The sequence below is a fragment of the Shewanella pneumatophori genome, from assembly GCF_023283895.1.
In the GTDB taxonomy this organism is placed as follows: domain Bacteria; phylum Pseudomonadota; class Gammaproteobacteria; order Enterobacterales; family Shewanellaceae; genus Shewanella; species Shewanella pneumatophori.
Genome location: NZ_JAKILB010000001.1, coordinates 266,653 through 291,264, shown reverse-complemented (window position 1 = coordinate 291,264; position 24,612 = coordinate 266,653). Strand labels below are relative to the sequence as shown.

18 protein-coding genes are annotated in these 24,612 nt (G+C 41.0%); 9 read left to right on the top strand and 9 right to left on the bottom strand.

The window, feature by feature from the left end; genetic code table 11:
• Window positions 1-154: 154 nt before the first annotated feature.
• Together L2740_RS01245 and L2740_RS01240 are read left to right on the top strand one after the other, a co-directional pair.
• The gene (locus L2740_RS01245; protein WP_248948142.1) at window positions 155-895 is read left to right on the top strand and encodes a CoA transferase subunit A; all 741 of its coding nucleotides are present in this window, start codon (window positions 155-157) and stop codon (window positions 893-895) included.
• A gap of 3 nt (window positions 896-898) precedes the next feature.
• On the top strand, window positions 899-1,555 hold the full coding sequence (locus L2740_RS01240; RefSeq protein ID WP_248948141.1) for a 3-oxoacid CoA-transferase subunit B: 657 nt from the start codon (window positions 899-901) through the stop codon (window positions 1,553-1,555).
• A 149-nt stretch (window positions 1,556-1,704) separates the two neighbouring features.
• Here the strand turns inward: L2740_RS01240 and L2740_RS01235 are convergent, their stop codons facing one another.
• Window positions 1,705-2,613, bottom strand: a complete 909-nt coding sequence (locus L2740_RS01235; protein ID WP_248948139.1) for a YeeE/YedE thiosulfate transporter family protein — start codon at window positions 2,611-2,613, stop codon at window positions 1,705-1,707.
• Window positions 2,614-2,715: 102 nt separating this feature from the next.
• Between L2740_RS01235 and L2740_RS01230 the strand changes: the two genes are divergently transcribed.
• The 3 genes from L2740_RS01230 to L2740_RS01220 are packed head-to-tail and all read left to right on the top strand — an operon-like array spanning window position 2,716 to window position 5,634.
• A complete protein-coding gene (locus L2740_RS01230) occupies window positions 2,716-3,294 on the top strand; it encodes a hypothetical protein (RefSeq protein WP_248948138.1) in 579 nt (192 codons plus the stop codon).
• Window positions 3,295-3,352: 58 nt separating this feature from the next.
• Entirely contained in the window at window positions 3,353-3,559 is a 207-nt protein-coding gene (locus tag L2740_RS01225; protein WP_248948137.1) for a hypothetical protein, read from the top strand.
• A 44-nt stretch (window positions 3,560-3,603) separates the two neighbouring features.
• Complete coding sequence (locus L2740_RS01220; RefSeq protein ID WP_248948136.1) at window positions 3,604-5,634, top strand: DNA phosphorothioation-associated putative methyltransferase; 2,031 nt, start codon at window positions 3,604-3,606, stop codon at window positions 5,632-5,634.
• Window positions 5,635-5,660: 26 nt separating this feature from the next.
• On the opposite strand, the gene L2740_RS01215 is transcribed toward L2740_RS01220, so the two are convergent.
• The 4 genes from L2740_RS01215 to L2740_RS01200 form a co-directional block, all read right to left on the bottom strand.
• Entirely contained in the window at window positions 5,661-5,969 is a 309-nt protein-coding gene (locus L2740_RS01215) for a hypothetical protein (protein ID WP_248948134.1), read from the bottom strand.
• Between the two features lie 9 nt (window positions 5,970-5,978).
• Window positions 5,979-6,659, bottom strand: a complete 681-nt coding sequence (locus L2740_RS01210; protein WP_248948132.1) for a hypothetical protein — start codon at window positions 6,657-6,659, stop codon at window positions 5,979-5,981.
• A gap of 17 nt (window positions 6,660-6,676) precedes the next feature.
• Window positions 6,677-9,076: an amidohydrolase family protein gene (locus tag L2740_RS01205; protein WP_248948131.1), complete on the bottom strand. Its 2,400-nt coding sequence runs from the start codon at window positions 9,074-9,076 to the stop codon at window positions 6,677-6,679.
• A 237-nt stretch (window positions 9,077-9,313) separates the two neighbouring features.
• Window positions 9,314-12,799, bottom strand: a complete 3,486-nt coding sequence (locus tag L2740_RS01200) for a hypothetical protein (RefSeq protein ID WP_248948130.1) — start codon at window positions 12,797-12,799, stop codon at window positions 9,314-9,316.
• Window positions 12,800-12,998: 199 nt separating this feature from the next.
• Here L2740_RS01200 and dndB point away from each other — a divergent pair, with 199 nt between their 5' ends.
• Genes dndB through dndE form a run of 4 tightly spaced genes read left to right on the top strand, consistent with a single transcriptional unit; the run spans window position 12,999 to window position 17,990 of the window.
• Complete coding sequence (gene dndB, locus L2740_RS01195; RefSeq protein WP_248948128.1) at window positions 12,999-14,081, top strand: DNA sulfur modification protein DndB; 1,083 nt, start codon at window positions 12,999-13,001, stop codon at window positions 14,079-14,081.
• A gap of 1 nt (window position 14,082) precedes the next feature.
• A complete protein-coding gene (dndC, locus tag L2740_RS01190) occupies window positions 14,083-15,666 on the top strand; it encodes a DNA phosphorothioation system sulfurtransferase DndC (RefSeq protein ID WP_248948127.1) in 1,584 nt (527 codons plus the stop codon).
• Window positions 15,667-15,669: 3 nt separating this feature from the next.
• Complete coding sequence (dndD, locus tag L2740_RS01185) at window positions 15,670-17,649, top strand: DNA sulfur modification protein DndD (protein ID WP_248948126.1); 1,980 nt, start codon at window positions 15,670-15,672, stop codon at window positions 17,647-17,649.
• Window positions 17,649-17,990, top strand: coding sequence for a DNA sulfur modification protein DndE (dndE, locus tag L2740_RS01180; RefSeq protein ID WP_248948124.1), 342 nt, complete (start codon window positions 17,649-17,651; stop codon window positions 17,988-17,990). The genes dndD and dndE overlap by 1 nt, the downstream gene beginning before the upstream one ends.
• A gap of 80 nt (window positions 17,991-18,070) precedes the next feature.
• On the opposite strand, the gene prpF is transcribed toward dndE, so the two are convergent.
• The 4 genes from prpF to prpB all read right to left on the bottom strand — a co-directional run bounded on the left by prpF (window position 18,071) and on the right by prpB (window position 24,582).
• A complete protein-coding gene (prpF, locus tag L2740_RS01175) occupies window positions 18,071-19,312 on the bottom strand; it encodes a 2-methylaconitate cis-trans isomerase PrpF (RefSeq protein WP_248948123.1) in 1,242 nt (413 codons plus the stop codon).
• A gap of 269 nt (window positions 19,313-19,581) precedes the next feature.
• Window positions 19,582-22,206 carry a Fe/S-dependent 2-methylisocitrate dehydratase AcnD gene (gene acnD, locus L2740_RS01170; RefSeq protein WP_248948121.1) on the bottom strand — a complete coding sequence of 875 codons (2,625 nt, stop codon included), beginning with the start codon at window positions 22,204-22,206 and terminating at the stop codon, window positions 19,582-19,584.
• Window positions 22,207-22,384: 178 nt separating this feature from the next.
• Entirely contained in the window at window positions 22,385-23,509 is a 1,125-nt protein-coding gene (gene prpC / locus L2740_RS01165) for a bifunctional 2-methylcitrate synthase/citrate synthase (protein ID WP_248948119.1), read from the bottom strand.
• 194 nt (window positions 23,510-23,703) lie between these two features.
• Window positions 23,704-24,582 carry a methylisocitrate lyase gene (prpB, locus tag L2740_RS01160; RefSeq protein WP_248948118.1) on the bottom strand — a complete coding sequence of 293 codons (879 nt, stop codon included), beginning with the start codon at window positions 24,580-24,582 and terminating at the stop codon, window positions 23,704-23,706.
• Window positions 24,583-24,612: the final 30 nt, after the last annotated feature.

Genomic DNA, 24,612 nt, shown 5'->3' with positions numbered 1-24,612 from the left:
ATCGCAAACCCCATCCGATCACCCATTCAGATTACTGCAACAGCCAGCAGATTTATTTGGCACCTTAGTAGCATATGAGCATCTGTTTTTTTGAGTAATAGTGAAAAGAGAAGCACAAAGACGGCTCGCATCGAGTCTTAGAGGAGAAGCATCTATGTCTGGATTTAATAAACTCGTGACAAGCTATCAAGACGCAATGGCTGGGCTCGAAGATGGTATGACGGTCATTGCTGGTGGCTTTGGCTTATGTGGCATACCAGAAAACTTAATCAATGAAATCAAAAACAAAGGCACCAAACAACTCACCATGGTCTCTAATAATTGCGGCACAACAGAGCATGGGCTAGGCGTATTACTGCCAGGAAAACAGATAAAAAAAATGATCGCCTCCTATGTAGGCGAAAATGCAAACTTTGAAGCGCAAATGATGTCAGGCGAACTTGATGTCGAGCTAACGCCACAAGGCACACTCGCCGAAAAAATGCGGGCAGCGGGGGCTGGTATACCCGCCTTTTACACAGCGACCGGTGTTGGTACACCAGTGGCAGAAGGTAAAGACACCCGTGAGTTTAATGGTCGAGAATACATACTTGAACATGCTATCAAAGGCGATTTTGCCATCGTCAAAGCGTGGAAAGCCGATACTTACGGCAATCTTGTTTATCGTAAAACCGCCCGTAACTTTAATCCCCTCGCCGCCACCGCCGGCAAAATAACCGTGGTAGAAGTAGAAGAAATAGTCGCGGCTGGAGAGTTAAACCCAGACGAAATTCACACCCCCGGGATCTATGTCGATCGCCTTATTCAAGGCAGCTTTAGCAAAATGATTGAACAAAGAACCACCCGAAGCAGATCCGCATCAGCCTCGACACTCCACACATCGACAGGAGCTTAAGATATGGCACTTTCCAGAGAGCAACTCGCGCAGCGCGTCGCCCAAGAGTTACAAGATGGTTACTACGTCAATCTTGGTATTGGTATCCCGACTCTAGTCGCCAACTATATTCCACAAGGCATGGAGGTGATGTTGCAATCAGAAAACGGTCTGCTGGGCATGGGACCCTTTCCCTATGAAGAAGAGTTAGACGCCGATCTGATTAATGCAGGCAAACAAACCGTCACTATGGAGACAGGTGCAGCAGTTTTCGACTCGGCAGAATCCTTTGCCATGATCCGCGGCGGCCATGTTGATCTTACCGTACTAGGTGCATTTGAGGTTGATACACAAGGCAATATCGCTTCCTATATGATCCCGGGAAAACTAATAAAAGGCATGGGCGGCGCAATGGATTTAGTCGCTGGCGCCGACAATATTATCGTCACCATGACCCACGCCTCAAAACATGGCGTATCTAAATTACTCAATAAATGCAGCCTACCGCTCACAGGCAAAGGCTGTATCAAGCGCGTATTAACCGATCTCGCCCTCATCGAAATCAAGCAAGGCAAATTTCACCTTGTTGAGCGCGCCCCGGGGGTGAGTGTTAAAGAGATAATCCAGCTGACAGCCGGCGAAATGGTCGTGCCAGACCATGTACCAGAAATGAAGTTTTAAGCTCAAACAGACAAGTTCCTAGAGGCAATGTTTAGATTCTAGAGTATATCGCTGGGATCTAAACTTCACTTCAGCCTCTAGGAACGCTTTTTTTGCTGCTGATAAGGTTGGTTAATCCTTCAGTGCCATACCTACTGACCAAAACCAGCTTACCGAGTAAGCACCATAGACAATTTAAGCCCCACAGCAATGCCAGCTAGCATACAAAGCACAGTTGTGATCCCTGCTGGTGATAGTGACGGCAAGCCAAGCAAAAGCTGGCTATCATTACCACCACTCGCAATAGCAGCGCCCACTCCCATTAAGCAACCAGCTAGAAAATGTTTCAAACTACTGCGGCTAGTTAATGCTACAAGGTCAAATGTTTTCTTATGCAAAGCAGCTAAGAGCATACCAATTATTAAAGCTCCAATAAGTATAAAACGGCTATCATCAGGCCAGATTTCGGATTTTTCATACCAAAGCGATAAGCTAACATCCTTCAACAACCCGCTAGGAGTCCATTTGGGTTCGTGCAAAAAAACGATACCTGCACATAAGCCTATGCCTAACATGCTGAGCCAAAGCTTACGATTTTCTAGGGTCATTTTTATTGTACATAGCAAAATGAAAACAGATATACAGACTAGAATCCCTGTATGTAGACTAAGCTCAATTTGATAAGGCGAAATACGATAATCAAGAGAGAATGAGGCTAACAATAACCAACCCACTAACCAGCCATTAATTGTCAAAGCCATCACTAATTGACCTCTGGCTAATTTGCTAATCGTTGAGACCCCACATCCTCCATTAAGTGAAGCCCCAAGTCCAAACAGAAAGCCACCAACAACTGCTAATATTGAATATTCATAGGAAATAAAAGGTGTTTCAACATCAACAAGGTAACCTATAAGTATAGAAATCCAAGCCAAAGAGCCGCTCATTACAATGGAAAATAGAAACATTGGTTTACCGGCTAATGCCTCATTTACACCACGAACAAGACATAACCCAGTTGTTTGAGCTAAGTAACCAAGCAAACCGATAAGAAGTATCGAAAATACAAACAAAGTCATTAAATATTCCCTTAACAATAGCGACTAACTCTGTATAGACTAGTAAGGCAAATAAACTCCATTTCGTCCATTATCACAAAAATTTCAAGCAAATTGGCAGCTATGATAAATAGAGATTTAAAGCAGCATATTAGTCAGCATTTTCTTTTTGAGGACTTAATCATTTGTGGTGAAACTGCTACTCCCTCGAAAATAGCCAATATCCCGCAACAAGAAGAGACTTGGAGCGCATTACAACAACTGGCAGTACACCTTCTCGATCCTATCGTTGACCAGTTTGGCCCAATCACCCTCACCTATGGATTTTGCTCGCCAGAATTAGCGAGAGCAATATCTAAAAATAAAAATCCACATATTGCGCCAAATATAGACCAGCACGCCTCTCACGAGCTAAATAGCAAAGGAGTGCTAATCTGCCCTCGCCTTGGCGCAGCGGTTGATTTTTTTGTTGATGCTAGGCCAGAACAAATGGAAGAAGTTGCGCTGTGGATAGCTGAAAACCTTAAGTTCGACCGTATCTACTATTATGGCAAAACACGGCCGTTGCATATCAGCTATGGTCCTGAGATGAACCAGTTTGTGCAGCTTATGAATACCAATCAAGTCACAGGACGACGAACACCAGGAAAACGAGCCATTGGAGACAACGCCTTATCCTTGTTAACACAGCTTAATTACTAGTTTTGTAGTGGCATAGCGTTTAGCCAAAGTGCTATAACTGAGGTTTGTGAGTTAATAAATGTTAATCAGAAATACCAAGATGATAGATAACCAGCCAGACTGTAAACAAAGTGATAAACCTAGTATTTGGCTTACTAGTAAAGAAGCCATGAAGCATTTTGGTTTGTCTGGCTGTGAGCTTATGCATAAGCGTGAACGTGGTGAATTAACATTTAAAAAGCAAGGCAATGCCTACCTTTATTTACTCACGCTAAAAGGTAACTAACTCAAACGTTATGTATAAAGTAGTAAGCTAATTAAGGATATAGCGTGGACGCAACTAAATTTAATCAACTCGTTAGCTCTGTTCCTTTAGGAAAGAAACTACCTGAAGCTATCTATCTACATAAAGACTGCTTTCCTGAGTTAGATAACACCCTAACTCAATTTATTCTTGCAGTTGGCAGCGCACTTAAAATAGATCCGAATGGGTGGCATATAGTTAAGTTATCACGGAATGAATTCAGACTATCGCTACTCTCCTACCCGACCTTTTTCACAGAAGCTTATCCATCACTCACTCAAAGCGTAACGGTTGACCTCAATAAACTAAGCCACCGTATCGTTGACTACAAAGACGGTGACAATCCGCCAATCCTGCACCGCAAAGAAACCATGCTTCCCGTTCAACATGAATGTTTCGATGAATTTAAAGCAATCACTGAAGAAGGAGAAAATGCCGGGCTCTACCAAAATAGCCGTATGATTGGTTTCAAGCAAAGCTGGCTACGCACTATTGAAGCGCATGGCTATACATTGGTAGACGGGCGATTATTTCGAAGCTCTGCAGTTATAGACCAAAGCAATACAACAGTAACAAGTATTGACCGCCATAAAACTGCGATTGTGAGGCATGAACTCTCTGCCCCAATGAAGCAACTCGCCAAGCAAGGCTACCTTAATGGCGAACATACTATCTTTGATTATGGCTGCGGTCGAGGCGATGATTTAACAGAGCTGGAGGCACATGGATTAGATGCTTTAGGCTGGGACCCGAACTTTCGACCAGAAGTAGAAAAGGTAAAGTCCGATCTCGTTAATATCGGTTTTGTCATTAATGTGATTGAAGACAAAGTTGAGCGAGATGAAGCGCTCCTTAGCGCTTGGGAGCTTACAACAAAATTACTTGTCGTTTCTGCAATGTTAGCCAATGACAAATTCATCAGCCAGTTCACTCCCTATAAAGACGGTGTCATTACATCGATAAATACCTTTCAAAAGTATTATGCGCAATCAGAGCTCAAAGGCTATATAGAGCGCACACTTGATGAAAACGCAATCGCCATTGCCCCCGGTATTTTCTACATATTTAAAGATAAACTGGAAGAGCAACGTTTCCTTTCTGGGCGCTTTAAGCGCCACCATTCATGGAAGCAATTAACCACGCCAACTCCAACAAGTGAAGAACAAGCAAGGCTGCTGTTTACAAAACATCATGAGCTGCTTAACCTGTTTTGGGACAAGTGCTTAGAACTTGGTCGTTTACCCGCTTTAGAAGAATTTACTGAAACGCCAGAGATAAACGCTGCGATTGGAAACGCCAAGAAAGCACTAAAACTGCTACTACAAGTTCAAGGTGAGCAAGCAACTGCGGTATTCGAAGCAGCAATTGCAACTCGGCGAGAAGACCTATTGGTTTATTTTGCTCTATGTCAGTTTGAACAACACAAAGGCTATACACACTTACCCAATGAGCTGAAGCGAGATATAAAAGTATTCTTCGACACCTATAAAGTTGCCCAAGCAGAAGCTAAAACCTTACTCTACCGAATCGCTAATACCCAAGAAATAGAGCAAGCCTGTATTGAAGCGCATCAAACGCTACCAGCGAGTAAATTAAACGACGGTCACTCACTAGAACTGCATAAACAATTCTTACCGCTTCTACCCGCCTTGCTGAGAGTTTATGTTGGCGCTGCCATTCAGTTATATGGGGAGTTAGACGAAATAGACATCGTAAAAATCCATATCACCTCAGGCAAAGTCAGCTTTATGGGCTACGATAATTTCGACACTAGCCCCTTGCCGACACTGCGAGAGCGTATCAAGGTCAAAATGTGGCAACTTGATGTAGACTTTTTTGATTATGTTGATGAGCACGCAAGACCGCCACTGTTATTCAAAAGCCAATATCTCGATAAAACGTTTGATGATTTCAATAAACAAATAACTTTTGACAATAGACTAAATAAGACCAGTGTTGTCACTCAAAGCCTAGGAGCAAATAACTTGAGTAAGCTAGAGTTAAGCCTAAAGCAAAAAGGGTTTAAAATTAAAGGCTATCGTTTTTACCGATGTTGATAGCCCTTAACGCATTTAGAACATCACTAACGAGATAACCTTCTTTTTCTAGCGACGGTTTCAAGTATGGTTATTGGAGTTTTTGGTTTTGTCTTAAACTCTTCCAGTAAATCAAAGGTGCCAGGACTCACTCGTGTAAAGAACAAGTTATTCGCTTTATCGTTTCTTTTTGAGTTTACACAAGACATTTCCATTTTAACCCGCACACCTTCAGAGGTACTGACTTCAGCCTTCGTCATTAACTTAAGGGTCAAAATAACACTATGTATCTCATCAGCTCTAGCTGGTCGTCCTAAATGGTTCAATGCAATAACTGCAGCTTCAGTGATTATCATTTTAGCCTCTTATTTCTTAGGTATAAATCCATTAACCTTGTCGCCAAAAAAGTGGAAATCATCAATAATATCTTTATGCCTAGAAACAACTTCTTGCTCAATAATCTCGAGCAGGCGTTCATTTGCTTCATTTTCACGAAGGTGCCCTGACTCAAATCGAGCATGATTTAATTGAACCTGAAAGCCAGCTGTTCTATAACGCGACCAAGAACGAGTAAAACCCTCTAATCGATTTATCAAATACATCAAAATTGAAATACTAAGACCTAAGCAAGACAAGCTAGGAAGGAGAAGTTCAATATCTACACCAAATAAATGTGAAATCAATGGTAAATACATAATCAATAGCGTCAGGTAATCTTGACTTTTTAAATCATTTAAAACTGATATATCTGGGTCATATATTTTTGATATCCATATAATGATAGTGGGGATAGCAAACAACGTAGCAACTATTGCGCTTTCATCATTAACACGTAAATCAAAAAAACCTGCCTTACCAATAAGATACAAAACTAACCCATTAATGGCCCAAAATAATGCTACTACCGCTAGTTTCCTACATTTATCACTCTTTTCCAAAGACCAGCTTACATAATCGTTACAAAAACTCAGATAGGCTTTATACCTCTCCGGATAAGTGCGTGTAGCACAAAAATCAGACCATTTGGGGTGGCTATTATTACTCAACTTATATATTTCCAATTTTAAAATTGATTTTCAAAACGCCAAATTTTGCCGTTCTTTACGATTTGTTCAAGCTTAGCAATAGCTTCCATTGGCGGAAGTCGCTTATCGAGTTCAATTAGCACATGCGCATATTCATTACGTAAGTTTGTCGAAAAAATACCAGGATCATCAGACCCTAATACCACAGGTACCTCCATCCCTTCTTCATCACCAACACCTAACCAATTAAAGATATGATGTTCTGAATAACTCTCGTAAAAGCTAATTCGTAGGTTACTGGTTGGCAACGACTCTATTGCCATTTGTTTTTTAGATATCTTTTGCAAAATAGACTTTTGCAAAATACGTAAAATATCCTTGGTGAATACCTGCTCTACTGGGCAAGTATCGATATCTACCTCTACCAATTCATTATATTTTCGAATGAAATTAACATCATGTATACCATGATATCTTTCGAAAAGTTTAAAAGCCCTTGGTTTAACAGCTCTTAACTCTTTGATTTTTAAAATTTCATCAATAATTTCAGACCTAATGGTATGACTACACTTTGACTTAAGATCGAAAGCCAATATAGGATCTAAATACCTTAACTTCCAAGCCTCGTGTAAATCTTCAGGCGTGATATATTCAAAAGAAAACAGCTGAGTAGGAGCCGCTTTCTGTTCCAATGCCGGTGCTACACAATATATTTTGTTTGTTAGCTCTCTAATGCCACTCTCTAACAGGTTTAACACCTTGCCAGAACAATCTGCTTTTTTAAGGATATGGTAAGCAAATACAAGGTCATCAAGCCGCTCACCTTGCTTCATCACGACTCGTTTACCTATGCGGTCTCGCCATAGCTCAGGATCTATGCCAACGGCAGTGCCGTGACCAATACGGTTACCATGGTTTAAATCAAGAAAACGCAAAGCTTCATCAACAGTCCTAATCCCAGAAAGCAGATGCACATAATCCTCACCGGCATGAAATGTAAAGTTATGATAGCCATCGTTTCTTAAGCGCCTAAAAACTGGGGCAAATACATCTGCACCAGCATCTAGCTCATTCGCCGCCGCGTCAAAACCTTTAAGGTATTCAGGTAAATCAGTGTAACGTTGATGCAAAGCCATCAATGCCCTTCGAGTCTTTTCAACGTCATTTCTAAGCTGGTAATGACGACAGCACCAGCCAAGATTATGTAACCCTACCTCATCTTCTTTCATACTAGATAGTTTAGCTGCACGTTTATCTTGCTGTTTAATAAAGTGTGCAATTAGGCTTAATTGCAACCTTCCTTTATAGTTTTTATCAGCTTTTAATAATTCAACAATATTCTTACCAGAAGTATTATCTTTATCTGAAAACCCTGCTTTATAACGAGAGTAGCCTTGTAAGATCGAGATTAGCCTTTCTTTATTAGCTACCAATTTTTTATTTGGTGCAAAGCGGCCTTCTAAACGTTCAATACTCTGAGCGTTATCATTGGCTACTTGAGAAAAACGCGCTTCATAATCACGTTCAACATCTGAGCGAATTTCATTTACTGTAATTTTTTGGAACTGGTCAAAACCGTAGAACTGCGTCTGTTGCACCACAAGACGCATAAGTTGACACTTTATGAGCAGATAATAGTAAAAGAGCTGAGCAAAATTCTCACTTTTTGACTTTTCTAAGTGGGAAAATAACTTTATCAACAATAATGACTCTTTAACCAAAGGTGTTATTAATTTAGAACCCATATGGTTAGTAAACACATCGATACTACAATCATTATCTATTTGTGCAAACCTATCTTCTTCACCTTTATTGAATGGTGAATATAACCTATCGAATTCCGCACGCTGATTAATATCCTTTAGAGTTTGCTGATTAACCTCTTTATCATTTACTGCACAGTCGAGCAAAACAGAGCGAAGCATTTTGGCTACACGAAGCCTCACCAATAGCTCATTTTGCGTAAAATCAAGCTCCTCTAGACCATATAGCTCCTTTACCAAAGTGTTATCATGAGCTGGTTTTATGGCATTAGAAAAAGCATGTGGTCTCTCTAGGGCTGTGCGCCACAATAGCTCAATCTCTGTTGTGCCATTGAGGTGAATATGCAAATCATCAAGCTTATTCCTACTGATCACATCATCAAGGCGATTATCGATAATACTAGGTAAAATACTATGCCCAATCTGCCCTTTCATATGTTTTTCAACATAATTTTTGAGTTCAAGCTTTCCAATAAAATTCGGACAACCGTGTTGTTTTAAAAGCGAATAGCTCAAAAAGAGCAGAGGTGGCACTTCAGTGATAATAGTTTGCCACTCTTCAAATAGACCGCTACTAACATAGAGTTCCTTAGCGTAACCACAATGCAAATATCTGGTCTTTACTCTGTCAAATGAACTAATGAGAAATTCCCTTACACCATCCTCTCCTCGCATAAAGATAGATTGCCTATTTTTTATAAGGTGATCAGGTATGTTAGGTCCTCTGCGATTTACTCCTTGATAGATCAATCTATTCAAGTTAGTTTTGTTAAGAAAAACACTACGGCGATATAGCCGCAGTATCTCGAGGTTCCTAAAGGATTCACATATTAGCTTTTGTTGCAAAAGATTGCTCCAACATACTATATTAGTTATCGATAGTTAAATTTGGTGATTATATTTCTTATCACTTTAATCTTTTGGAATCAGTTCAGATACTAAAGAGTTTAACTGTTCTAGCTCATCAGCTTTTGTTAACTCTCCCGCTTTTGTTAACTCTCCCGCTTTTGCTAGCTTTCCACTTTTAGCTAACTCTTCGGCTTTAGTTAACTCTTCAGCTTTAGTTAACTCTTCAGCTTTAGTTAACTCTTCAGCTTTAGTTAACTCTTCAGCTTTAGTTAACTCTTCAGCTTTAGTTAACTCTTCAGCTTTAGTTAACTCTTCATCTTTAGTTAACTCTTCAGCTTTAGTTAACTCTTTAGCTTTAGTTAACTCTTCAGCTTTAGTTAACTCTTCAGCTTTAGTTAACTCTTTAGCTTTAGTTAACTCTTCGGATTTTGCTAACTCTTCGTTATGAGTACAATCAATAATTCCAACTTCGACATCGATTTTTTGATATCCAGTAACAACACCTGTAATAGGTATTGCATTAAGCAACGGGTTTAAATTACTAAACTCAATATCAACCTCTTCAATAGTGCCTCTAACTTTCAGATCATTAAGATAAAATTCAGCCAATTCACTTTGATTAGTATTGCTATCATTGGCATCTATTTCACACATATTTAAGTAATATTTTGCATGAGCATCTAACCAATTCCAATCTTTAGGTAGTCCTTGGTAGCTTTTGGGCTCTTTACGCATAAAAAGACCGAGTAACGGACACGATACTAGAATCGTAAATAAACTAACCTCCTTACTAGACTCACTTGTTAATATCTTGTCCGTATAAATGTCTTTTTTTGTATCCAGCTTAAAATACTTTGTATAATTTTCAAAAAAGTACTTTTCTGTTTTTGCTATCGATTTATTAGTTAGAATTATATTCTTTCTATTACCATCTTCAATTAAAGCTGCGTGTAACAAAGAAACTACTTGAGCATGCAGTAAAGAACCTAATGCCCTTTCTGAATCTACATCTCTCATTAAGGTATAAAAATTATCAGCGAAATTTGTCAATGAAGCACTAGATATTGGCAATAGCGGCCATTTTACTTTTACCACATCCAGCCATTTCAATAACCTTTTAGCAAAACCGAAATAACTATCTTCCTTTGTGGAAAATGCAAGTTCTTCGAATTCGGTTTCATCTTCAAGATTATCTTCAGTTGAATCTAACCAATCTGGCATTCCCAATTTACTATTATTTATGATTTCAGGAAGGTGAACTTTGACGAGTTTATTTTCGTCTTCTATATTTCTACTGAGCAAAATAACTATATTCGAAAAGAGTGTCATAATGGACATATAACCTGTATCCTGCCCCCTTACTACACCACTCGTTTTTATTAATGCCAGATTACTTAGAAGCCCAAGATCATAGTCCTTTGTAATTGTATCCAATCGATTATAAAGTAAACCTCCAACTTTCTTAGCTGGTCGTTTTATAGTTTTGTAAACCTCAGCCATCGTTGAGTGCCACTCACCCATGAGTGGATGTCCGTAGAACTTATCGCCTAATTCTTTACTATTCGCCATAGAAAAAGTATAATAAAAATCATCTTTTATTTTATTTCTAAGCTCAGTAATTTTTGTTGTAGCTTGTTTTTTATCTGCCGATTTAGAACCTTTGTTCCTCTTTATATTTTCTGCAGCCTTTATCTTTTCATATGAATCAATTAGAACTGAGCTTTTATAGAATTTAGATAGAATTACTTCGATATCTAAGCCAACATCTTTATAAGGGACTCGATATAGACCATTTGTTTCCGCCTTTCCTTTTCGTGTCTTTATAGAAGCTAACATTGCTTTATTTACTGACTCAAAAAAGCTTGAATAACTATCATTAATTGCCATGTAATCTAAAACGTTTACTACGTCTACATTTGAAGTACTAATATCTCTATAATCTAAAAATATCGACTTAGGTAAAGAGGTAAGCAGCATCCATTCAAATGCCTTATTAATATCATATCTTATATGACTATTTGCTATAGCTAAAAAGGTTATAATTCTATTGTTTATGTTTTGGTTTGGTGAAGTTGGATATAGCTTACTAAAAGACTCCCATTTATTTTGTTTGAGCCCCCACTTCCAAAATAACTGTACAAGCTTATTAATAGAAAAGTGCGATATCTGCAAATCAGTATAACTTATACCAATACTATTCATAGTAGAAGAAAAAGAGTCTGCTATACGAACGCTAAAAGAGCTCAGTTCTTTTCTTTCATTAATATACTCATTTGATAAAGCTGCGCCAACAACGCCATTTTTATCGACAGAAACAAGTAGTTTTGTAGCATGCATTACTTGCATTAATGTTCTTGCTGGCAAGTTTAATACCGCAGAATAAAATGCTTGTTGTTCTACTTTTTTTGAAATTCCAAAGCCAACCTCGGCTACTTTTTCCAAATAAGATTCAATCGTAATTTTAGGATAGTTTTCTTCAGAATTAAATTGAATCAATATTCCAAGATCTGTTCGTTGTGTAAGTTGTTTTTGCTGTAATGCTCGCTGTTGAAGAGTCAACATATGAACTCTTTTTTCAGGTTTCAATACCTTCATTAAATATTGTTCTTCGAGATCGCTTACTTTATTGATTAAAGCGTCTTCATCAAAAGAGCGAACATCCTCCATTCGATGAAAAGATACAGAAGGCCGATCATACTCAATTACATTCTTACCTATTGACTCAAATTGTTTTGCTCGAACTAAAGTTTGATATAATTCAATATCACCAGAAATCAAAATAACTAATTTTATCGATGTAAGGTATTTACGAACCGTTTCTAAAACAGGCCAACCACGTTCAAATTGTGTATCAATATCGTCAAACGTAACAACGAACGCCTTTTTATCAACCACTTTTAATGCTTTATCAATGAAATCATTAAGTTTTTTTTCTAATGTTCGACCGTCTGCCGCTTTATTTAGGCCCGTTTCTAATATATATGATTTATCTTCCCATTCATCGCCGTAGTTTGTAGACGCACCAATACCATCAATCTGACAAAGTCCACCAGCTAACTGTTTCAATGCCTTATAAAACTCATCAAGATCGATTTCTGATGCATTCTTTGATGAAGCATTTACTTTTTCTTTTATCTGAGATATCAATATTATCAGTACATGCTCTTTTGATGAAATTAGAGTCGGATCAATAACAGGCAATACTGACAGACTTTCCGGAACTTTAATAACATCTTCTGGATCTGATAAATAAGAGCCCTTAGACGCTTTATGCATGCTCGTTAGAATATGTCTTATAAGAGTCGATTTACCACTTCCTCTAGATCCACATATAGTTATAGCGTTGTGATACCTTTCATAAAATATTTCATCTGAATCATTACTATTAGTTGTAGTTTGCTGTTCTATCTGAGCTATTATCTTATTAAATAGCTCTCTTCGCGCTTCCTGCTGAAAAATTTGTTTGAAGCTTAAGTCAACTACGTCAGTCGGATTAGCGAGGTTTAGAATGATTTTTTTGTTAAGTTCAGGTCTATCTGGGGTAGTCATAACAACTCGTCCCTGTCATTAATTTTGAGTCATTAAATCACATCTTTAATCACTACAAAACAATAACTTAAAGAAACTGATAGCTTGTCATACATTATGTTAAAAGCTAAGTTAGTAAGCGACTTTTATACGTTGATTTTAAATTTGGTACGTATATAATCACGTACTATAAGTTCCAGTAACGTATAAAGTCGCGAACATGAGTCAAGTCGATAGTAACTTTTTTTATTCTTTTCCTGCGGTTAGAGGCCAACAGGCAGATCGCCCTTTTTACATCGCCACATGCCCCCTTCGGATCATTCCCAAGATCTTTATTTTTGATGAAGAGGAAGTTCCTGCAGAACTTAGAGCACAGCGCTCGGTTAACAAAGCTAGAATTCCGGAGATCACCCGTTACTTAGTTGATAACCCGAAGGGGTATGTGTTTTCTGCATTAACAGCTTCTGTTGAAAAAAATGTGACTTTTCATGCAGCTAGTGAAGGCAGTGACTTAGGTACATTACATGTACCTATGGAGGCACAAATACTGATTAATGATGGCCAACACCGCCGCGCAGCCATAGAAGAAGCGATTAAAGAGAAGCCTGAATTAGGCCAAGATAATATCGCTGTATTATTTTTCGTTGATGAAGGCCTTCAAAGAAGCCAACAGATGTTTGCTGATTTGAATAAACACGCTGTACGCCCTAGCCCTTCGATCAGTTCGTTATATGATTTTCGGGATTCCTCAGCCGCAGTTGCTAGGCATTTGGCATTAAATGTTGCCCCTTTTGTTGCTTATACAGAAATGGAAAAATCCTCTGTTGCACTAAAGAGTGCCAAGTTATTTACATTAAGCAGTATTAAACAAGCTACGCAAATATTGCTTAATAAGGGGTCTAAAGCTTCTTTTTCCGATGAAGATTTAGAATTAGCGAGTGAATATTGGTCACTAGTTAACCAACACGTAGCCGAATGGCAGATGGTCCAAGCGAAGGAGATATCTCCAAGCCAGTTAAGGCAGGAATTTATCAACGCTCACGGCGTAGGGTTGCAGGCTTTAGGTATGGTGGGGCAATCTCTTTTATCTCAGCACCCCGATGACTGGCGACAAAAAATCGAACTCATCAGGAATATTGATTGGCGTAAGGCGAACCCGTTATGGGACAATAGAGCCATGCACCACGGTCGTTTATCGAAAACAACAACCAGTATAAAGCTAACGGCCAATATTATTCGTCAAGCTCTTTCTATTGCTTTGACTCCGCAAGAACAACAACTTGAAAATGAATTTGAAAAGTAACATGCATCAGTTTTATCAATATGAAGATATTTCAGTTTATCTAGATTTTATTAACGACCAAGTATTTTCAGGTCGACCTTTGAGTGAACAAGTCGCTGAATTACAATACCTATATCTTGAAGAGAGCCAACCTTGGGTTGTCGCTTTTAGTGGTGGTAAGGATTCTACCGCTATTTTAACGTTAATGTTTTTTGCACTGTTGGGGCTTTCACCTGCACAGCGTAAAAATAAGGTGTATGTTGTTTTTTGCGACACTCTCGCTGAAGTCCCTATTTACTTAAGTAAAACGCTTAAGACGATTAAAGCTGTGCAAAGAACGGCAGATCAACTTGGCTTACCAATTGAAACCAAGATCATCACTCCTAAAACTCAGGATACTTTTTGGGCTCGTTTGTTAGGCCGTGGCTACCCTGCCCCGAATTTGCGACTAAACCGCTGGTGTACGGAAAAGATTAAACTAAATCCTTTTAAGCATTTTGCTAAGGCGCAGTTCAGTAGTAATGAGAGCCCTATTGTGATGATTGGGTCTCGCGCAGCTGAAAGTGTAAATCGTCAAGCCATCATAGAAAAGTATCACTCAAGTGATAGCTACTTTGATGACTCTGACCCATCTTACCGGCGTTATGCTCCAATTAAAGATTGGGGAGTAAATGATGTTTGGCATCTTTTAGGTCAACGAGTCGCGCCAGGCCAATACGAGGATATGGAACCATGGGAAAGCCCTTGGGGTACCAGTAATATTGGTTTAGTAGAGTTATACGATAGTACTAACTCTACTAGTGGTGAGTGCCCATTAGTTGAAACTGCGAGTTCTCCCGGCTGTGGTAAATCTCGGTTTGGTTGTTGGACATGTACTGTTGTGACCAAAGATAAAGCCATAGATGGTTTAATTGCTAACGGTGAAACGTGGTTGGAACCGTTAGCAAAATTCCGTAACTTCTTACACTCAACGACTGAACCAAGTGTTAAGCAACTCTATCGCCAAGATAGACGCCGAGATGGCAAAGTAAGCGTTAAGCATGGTTTGCAAGATGAAAAGAATGTTGAATTTATTCAAGGCCCTTATTTTCTTCATCTAAGAAAAGAGTGGCTTGCCCATCTGCTAACTATGGAGAAAGATCTTAATTTAGCTGGCCATGAAGCGAGCTTAATTACTGAGGACGAGCTTCACGAAATTCGATATCAGTGGAGAAATGATCCGTTAACACCTGATTGGGCTGACGAACTGCCGAGTATTTACGAATCCGTTTATGGTAAAGGCAAGATCAACTTTCCGAAAGATGATGTTAGCAATTTTGGTGAGCTTGAAGCTCAGGTTATCGATCAATTAGCTACGCAGTATGAGACATCAGCTGACTTGGTTAGAAAACTCATCGAATTAGAGGTCAGCCTCAATGGCTTAGGTAAGCGACAAGGCTTATTCCAGCGTATTGATAGAATATTGGCTCAAGATTGGGGCTCTGTTGAACACGCAAAAAATAAACGTGAAAATGAAAAAGCGATTCACTACGCCCTAACTCAGGATTTAACAGACATTGGTGCTGAACTTGATGGCATCACTGCCATGTTGAATAAAGAATTTTAAACGATGATTATTAAAACTCTCACTCTAGAAAACTTTCGAGTATTCTCTGGGCGTCATGATATAAACCTCATGCCTGAAGTCGGCTCACCTATTGTACTGTTTGGTGGACTAAATGGTGCTGGAAAAACTTCAATCCTAACGGCTATTCGTTACGCGCTTCTTGGACGAATGGCTTTTGATGAAGTTACGAGTCAAAAAGGTTATATAGAACATCTCTCAGGTTTGATTCACCATTCAAATCATATCAGTGATCCTTTACGAGCGTCTGTAGAAATTACGTTTGCTTACATCCGTGAAGGTAAAGCCGTCGAGTACCATATCACGAGAACTTGGTCATCTGGTGAAGCAGACACTTTGGTTGTTATTGAAAATGACGTTATTCGAAGTGAGCTTAACTACGAACAGGCTCAGGCATTCTTACTCGAATTAGTACCATCAGGTGTAGCAAATTTAGTCTTTTTCGATGGCGAGAAAATTGCGGATCTTGCAGAGGACAATAACGGCTTTGCACTAAAGGACGCTGTTAGCAAACTGTTAGGCTTAAACATCGTCCAACGATTACAAGAAGATTTAAGAATTTATCTTAAAAGAGTTGGAATATCTTCAGCTACGACTCAGCTGCAAACTGAATTTGAGACTCTTGAGTCTGAAAAGCTTCTATACCTGCAAGAAGCCAGACAGCTAAGAAATGATGCGGATAATCACTATAACGTGATCACCGAACTTAGCCGACAAGTAAATGTAGCTGAGCAAAAACTATTGAGTGGTGGAGGTGCTTGGGCTAACGACAGAGAAGAAACTAAAAAAGAAGTTGATAGCCTTCTTATTAGTAAGCAAGACTCTGAGACTGAACTCCTAAAAGAGCTCGATGGTTGTTACCCGTTGAGCCTTGCCCCTAACACGCTTGCAATGCTATCTGAGCACTTAAAGCAGGAGTCAGATTATCAGTCTAGACAGCACTTTTCGGTACAATTTGAGCAGTTTTTACCTCAATTGCAAGACGCTTTAGCCAATTCACAGTTGCAAAGCAATGCGACTTTAGCAATTTTACAGAATGAAATTTCAACATTCACACAAAGTATAAAGTTACCAGAAGTAGAGTTTGGTATATCTGTACAGCAAAGCGGTTTACTTCACTCTCAAATCGAAAGTTTAAGCCAGCAATCGTCTGATAAGGTAAATAAACTTAAAGTTATTCTCACGGCACTTGAGGATACAATTGATAGCGCAGCGGTCAATATTGAGAGAGCGCCAGAAAAAGAACAACTTAAAATTGCATTTGATGAACTTCGCGCACTTGAACTGACCAAAAAAGAAGCGGTAAAAAAGTACACTGATAAACTTTTAAATGCCAAAGAAAAATTCATTAAAGCGCAGCAAGTAGCACAACGCTTATTAAAACTGCATACTGATATGAAACGGGCATTTGGTGACAATGACTCTGCTGCGCGTGCAGCATCAGTCATAGAGTTACTTAATCAACTTAAGGAGCATTTAAGTCAAGTACGCATAACTCAGCTAGAGTCTGAATTTAATACTTCTTATAAAAAGCTCGCAAGAAAAGATGACCTCGATATTAAAGCTAGCATTGACCATAATAATTTTAATGTGACTTTGTATAACAACAATAAACGCAATATAGACAGAAAATCGATGTCTGCAGGTGAAAAGCAAATCTATGCTATCGCGATGTTGGATGCGTTAGCAAAAGTTGCTGGTAAGAAACTACCTATTGTAGTCGACACTCCTTTAGGTCGCTTAGACTCAAAACATAGAAATAAATTAATTGAAAACTATTTCCCTGAGGCTTCAGAACAAGTGATCATTTTATCAACTGACACAGAAGTAGATGCAGGATTTTTTGATGTGCTTGCAGGTAAAATTAGTCAGAGCTACCAGATCACTTTCGATGCTAAAACACAGTCTTCATTCATAGATAAAGGCTACTTTTGGCAAAGTGAAGATCTACCGGAGGTTGTATAATGTTACCAACTCGCGGCCTAAAGTTACCTAAAGATACTGAAGAGCAACTAAGACGCTTAAAGTTGAAAGCTAAGATAACGCCTAATGTTGCTTCAAGACTCGCATTTTTTAAATCAGTTGAAAGTGGTTATCGCTACCATGACTCAACTATTAAGTTAGATGGTTCACTAGTTTTAGATAAGGTTACATGGTTAGGCGACCTTACTCTTGCAATTGATTGTACGTTAACAATGCTTTACCCCACTCTTGATAGTAAAGAGCTGGAGAAGGCTTGGGCTACACATGTGCAACATGGAGTAAAAACCATGCGTATGGTTAAGTCCGTTAAAGATTTAGCGTAGAGTTAAGGTAATAAGTCAAAATTAATTTCTAACAAAAACCACAACAACTGTGGCTTTGTTAATATTAAGCAAACGCTGATTTAGCCTTGCGGCACTCTCACCCAACCTTCCATAAGTACACGGGCGCTGCGGCTCATTACCACTTTATTTACCTGCCAGTTGCCGTTCACCTCAGCGGCTTCTGCGCCGACTTTTAAGGTGCCAGATGGATGACCGAAGGTGACAAAGCCATTGTCATCGGCTTTACCGCTTGTGTGTTTACTTGCTTTACTTTCGGCAGCTGCAAGGCTTACAAGGGTGCCGGGAATTGCGGCTGCAGTGCCAATGGCGACTGCGGCTGTGCCCATCATGGCGTGATGCAACTTACCCATAGATAGCGCGCGAACATTGAGGTCAATATCCGTTTTGGCAATTGCTTTACCACTTGATGAGGTGTAATCAATGGGCGCTGCAACAATCGCGACTTTTGGCGTATGCTGACGGCTGGCTGCTTCATCTATATGTTTAATCAAGCCCATTTGCACTGCGCCATAAGCGCGAATGGTTTCAAACATGGCAAGCGCCTTGGCATCGCCATTTATGGCCTCTTGCAGCTCAGCACCTGTATAGCCTAGCTCGCTGGCATTGATAAACACAGTTGGAATACCTGCATTGATCATAGTGGCTTGTAATACGCCGCTTGGCACAATCTCTGTTGGTACTTTTAAATCATCGATTAAGTTGCCCGTTGGGAACATAGCCCCTTCGCCATCGGCTGGATCGACAAACTCAACTTGCACCTCTGCTGCGGGGAACGTGACGCCATCTAACTCAAAATCACCGGTTTCTTGGACTTCGCCATTGGTGATAGGTACATGAGCTATGATGGTTTTTTGAATGTTCTTTTGCCAAATTCGTACAACCGCAATGCCGTTGTGAGGAATGCGGCTACTGTCGACTAAACCGTTGCTGATAGCAAACGAACCAACTGCAGCGGTCAAGTTACCGCAGTTACCGCTCCAGTCAACGAAAGGTCTGTCGATAGCCACTTGACCAAACAAGTAATCTACGTCGTGATCGGCTTTATCACTTTTAGCGAGGATCACGGTTTTACTGGTACTGGATGTTGCGCCGCCCATGCCATCTGTGTGTTTAGCGTAAGGATCTGGACTGCCAATGACTCTCAGTAACAAGTTGTCTCGGGCGCAGCCTGCAACCTGCGCGTCAGCTGGCAAGTCGGTTAAGTTAAAAAACACCCCTTTACTGGTGCCACCACGCATATAGGTGGCTGGCACTTTAATTTGTGGGGCAAATATTGGTTTTTGATCCGTTGTAGTGGTCATGTTTTTTCCGTTTGAATGCTGGTTTGGCCGCTTAGTCAGTTTTGATATTTGCGTTTTCTTTAAGAGTTAACCCAATTTGGAGCTAACCTTGCATGGTAACTAACCCATGCAAGGCTTATTTTTAACAGCAAGAATTAAAGAGCAAAGATTAACGCTCTACTCTTAATCCGCTGATGGCTCTCTTGAAGACTCCTAGCTTGCTGAAGGCTCTTCATTACGTTGAAGACTCCTAGCTAGCTGAAGACTCCTAGCTAGCTGAAGGCTCTTCACTAGGTTGAAGAATCTAAAAAATCTTGGGCGAAGCGTTGCAGTATGCCGCCAGCTTCGTAGATAGAGACTTCATCTAAGGTGTCAAGTCTGCACTTAACTGGGATCTCAACGGTTTCACCATTTCGGCGAGTCATGATCACGGTTAGCATTGCGCCGGGCGTTCGCTCGCCGTGTACGTCAAAGGTTTCGGTACCATCAATTTGATATGTATGGCGGCTGTCACCTTGAGTAAACTCCAGCGGTAATACGCCCATACCAACAAGGTTAGTACGGTGAATACGCTCAAAACCCTCGGCTACAATCACTTCAACACCCGCTAGGCGTACACCTTTTGCTGCCCAGTCACGACTTGAGCCTTGGCCGTAGTCTGCACCTGCAATGATGATCAGCGGTTGCTTGCGCTCCATGTAGGTTTCAATCGCTTCCCACATGCGCGATTCAACACCTTCTGGTTCTATGCGAGCGTAAGAGCCTTGCTTGACTTCAACTTCACCATTACGGCCAGTTTGGGTCACCATTTCGTTAAATAGCTTAGGGTTGGCAAAAGTAGCACGCTGCGCGGTTAAGTGATCGCCGCGGTGGGTAGCGTAAGAGTTAAAGTCCACCTCTGGTAAGCCCATTTTATGTAAATAGGCACCTGCTGCACTGTCGAGCATAATGGCATTGGATGGTGACAGGTGATCGGTGGTGATGTTGTCACCCAGAACCGCTAACGGACGCATGCCTGTCATGGTGCGCTCGCCTGCTAATGCCCCTTCCCAGTATGGCGGACGACGAATATAAGTACTTTGTGGACGCCATTCATATTGAGGATTAGTGTTGGTGCCATATTCAACTTTAATATCAAACATCGGCTCATACACTTGGCGGAACTGCTCTGGTTTTACGCTCTGGCTAATAACGGCGTCAATCTCTTCATCTGATGGCCACAGATCTTTGAGTAAAATATCATTGCCGTGCTCGTCTTGGCCTAAGACGTCTTTTTCAATATCAAAGCGAATCGTACCTGCAATGGCGTAGGCAACCACTAAAGGCGGCGATGCAAGGAACGCTTGCTTGGCGTATGGATGAATACGACCATCGAAGTTTCGGTTACCACTGAGTACCGCGGTGGCATAAAGATCGCGATCGATAACTTCTTGCTGAATAACCGGATCTAACGCGCCGCTCATGCCGTTACAGGTAGTACATGCAAAACCGACGATACCAAAGCCAAGGGCTTCAAGCTCTGGCAGTAAATTGGCATCTTCTAAATACAGTTGCACCGCTTTTGAGCCGGGTGCTAATGAGGTTTTCACCCAAGGCTTACGAGTTAAGCCTTTGGCATTGGCGTTACGGGCAAGTAGACCTGCGGCAATTACGTTGCGTGGATTAGAGGTATTGGTACAACTGGTAATGGCGGCAATAATACACGCGCCATCTGGCATTAAGCCTGCTTCTTCTTCCGCTTTGTTGGCATAAGGCGCGCTTATGCCCTTATCTGCTAAGTCGGCTGTTGATACACGGCGATGCGGATTAGACGGCCCTGCTATGTTGCGGCCTACGCTTGATAAATCAAAACGCAGCACACGCTCATATTCAGCATCTTTTAGGCTATCCGCCCACAGGCCTGCTTGTTTAGCATAGGTTTCCACTAGCTTAACTTGCTTGTCGTCACGGCCAGTTAACTTTAAGTAATCAATGGTTTTTTCATCGATATAGAACATGGCTGCTGTGGCACCAAACTCTGGGGTCATGTTAGAGATGGTTGCGCGATCGCCAAGAGTTAAGTTGCTTGCACCTTCGCCAAAGAACTCAAGATAAGTTGAAACGACTTTTTCGTTACGTAAAAACTCGGTGATTGCCAGAACAATGTCAGTGGCGGTAATGCCACTTTGACGCTCGCCCACCAGCTCTACGCCTACAATATCTGGCAAACGCATATAAGATGGTCGGCCTAACATTACGCTTTCGGCTTCAAGACCACCTACGCCGATAGCGATTACGCCTAAGGCATCCACGTGCGGTGTATGGCTGTCGGTGCCAACTAAGGTATCTGGAAAGGCTACGCCGTCGCGTGCTTGCACAACTGGCGACATTTTCTCTAAGTTAATTTGATGCATAATGCCGTTACCCGGCTGGATCACATCAATGTTCTCAAACGCAGTTTTGGTCCAATTGATAAAGTGGAATCTATCGTCGTTACGTCTGTCTTCAATGGCGCGGTTTTTTTCAAATGCGTCTTTTTCAAAACCAGCATGTTCTACCGCAAGCGAGTGATCCACAATCAACTGGGTCGGCACTACTGGATTTACTTTTGAAGGGTCGCCGCCCTTTTCTGCGATAGCATCACGTAAACCTGCTAAATCCACTAATGCGGTTTGGCCAAGGATATCGTGGCAAACAACACGCGCGGGATACCAAGGGAAATCTAAATCACGTTTACGTTCGATGATCTGTTTTAGGCTAGCGGTTAGTGTTTCTGGCGAGCAGCGACGTACTAAGTTCTCGGCATAAACACGAGAGCAATAAGGCAGCTTGGCGTAAGCGCCTGGGCTAATGGCATTCACGGCCGCTTCGGTGTCGAAATAATCAAGCTCGGTATCCGCTAACGCTTTGCGGTATTGGGTATTTAATTGGGTCATAACGCGTTCCATTTTAAGGCGTGGTAACAAATGGAAAGCTCAAGCTCAGTTATTATTACTAGCGCTAGCTTTTGCTAGATTTAGCATTGAATTATTTTGATAGAGCTTAAGCCATTAATAGCTTTGGACATAAAAGTCAGCAGCAAAACTTTATTGCTGCTGATTTATTTAGCTATGATTATCTTTCACTAATAGGGTTAACTTTGCGTGGTTCGCTACCTGTGTAATCAGCACTTGGACGGATAATACGGTTGTTTGAGCGCTGTTCCATTACGTGTGCAGCCCAGCCTGTTAAGCGTGAACAAACAAAGATAGGCGTAAATAACTTAGTTGGAATGCCCATAAAGTGATATGCAGAAGCATGGAAGAAGTCAGCGTTACAGAACAGCTTTTTGGTGTCCCACATAAACTCTTCACAAGCGACTGAGATATCGTAAAGTGAGGTATCACCAAACTCATGTGCTAGCTTTTCAGACCAAGCTTTGATGATCACGTTACGTGGATCAGACTCGCGGTAAATTGCGTGACCAAAACCCATGATCTTCTCTTTACGTGCAAGCATGCCTGCCATTTGCTCTTTGGCATCAGCTGGCGATGTGAACTTTTGGATCATATCCATTGCTGCTTCGTTAGCGCCACCGTGCAGTGGGCCGCGTAATGTACCGATTGCGCCAGTGATACATGAGAACATGTCAGATAAAGTTGATGCACACACACGAGCGGTAAAGGTAGATGCGTTGAACTCATGCTCAGCGTACAAAATTAGTGACACATCCATTACGCGGCGGTGTAGCTCAGATGGCGCTTTGCCATTAAGTAGGTGTAAAAAGTGACCACCAATTGAATCTTCATCAGTTACACAGTCAATTTCAACACCTTCGTGAGAGAACTTGTACCAGTAACACATAATGGCAGGAAACGCTGCTAGTAAGCGGTTGGCCGCTTTGTTTTGCTCGCTAAAGTCGTTTTCAGGCTCTAGGTTACCTAAAAAAGAACAACCTGTACGCATCACATCCATTGGGTGAGCGTCAGCAGGAATACGTTGTAACACCTCTTTTAAGGCTTGTGGAAGATCGCGCTGAGCGAAAAGCTCAGTTTTATAGTGATCAAGCTGAGTTTGATTAGGTAATTCACCGTTAAACAGTAAATAGGCCACTTCTTCAAACGATGCGTTATCGGCAAGATCTGCTACGTCATAACCACAATAGGTTAATCCCGAACCTGACTTACCCACTGTACATAAAGCTGTTTCGCCTGCGCTTTGTCCGCGTAGACCTGCTCCGCCTAACTTTTTATCAACCATTGCTCTCTTCCTTTTATTTGTTGGCCCGTCAGGGTTAACCGCGGGCTTTTTATATTTATTACGTTAGCGCTTATCCATCACGCTAACGTTTGTAAGGTACTGCCGTTTGTTTACAATTTATGAGGTTAACTATTTACTTTAACCTTGAATTCTCACCCTATAGCTTATTGAACTTGTTAGCTATTCAATCTTGTTTACAGATTTTTGCCTTCAGCAAATAGCTTATCTAGCTTTTGCTCGTAATCGTGGTAACCCAAGTAATCGTATAGCTCCATGCGGGTTTGCATTGAATCAACAACCGCTTTTTGATCGCCGTTTTCTAATATTGAGCTATACACCATCTCAGCCGCTTTATTCATGGCTCTAAAAGCACTTAACGGATACAGCACCATAGATGCGCCCCACTCGCCCAGTTGCTGTTTATTCCATAATTCTGTTTGGCCAAACTCAGTAATATTGGCAAGAATTGGCACATCAAGCGCGTCGGCAAATGCGCGGTAATGCTCTTCTGTTTTCACCGCTTCAGCAAAAATGCCATCAGCGCCCGCTGCAACATAAGCTTTAGCACGGGTGATTGCCGCCTCTAGACCTTCTTGAGCAAATGAGTCAGTGCGCGCCATAATGAAAAAGTCAGGATCGGTGCGGGCATCAACTGCCGCTTTAATGCGGTCAACCATCTCTTCAGTTGACACTATCTCTTTATTTGGGCGATGACCACAGCGCTTTTGCGCCACTTGATCTTCCATATGCACCGCTGCTGCGCCGGCTTTTTCCATGTCGCGTATGGTTTTAGCAATATTAAAAGCGCCGCCCCAACCTGTGTCGATATCAACCATTAGCGGTAAGTCACAAGCTGAAGTAATGCGCTGTACGTCTACAATCACATCGTTTAACGATGTCATGCCTAAGTCTGGTAAGCCGTATGATGCATTTGCTACGCCACCGCCTGAAAGATAGATGGCTTGGTGACCGATCTTCTTTGCCATCATGGCTGAATAAGCATTAATGGTACCGACAATTTGCAGCGGCTTATTTGCCACTAATGCTTCGCGAAACTTCTTACCTGCGCTCATGGTGTATTCCTTATATTTATTTGCTTGAAA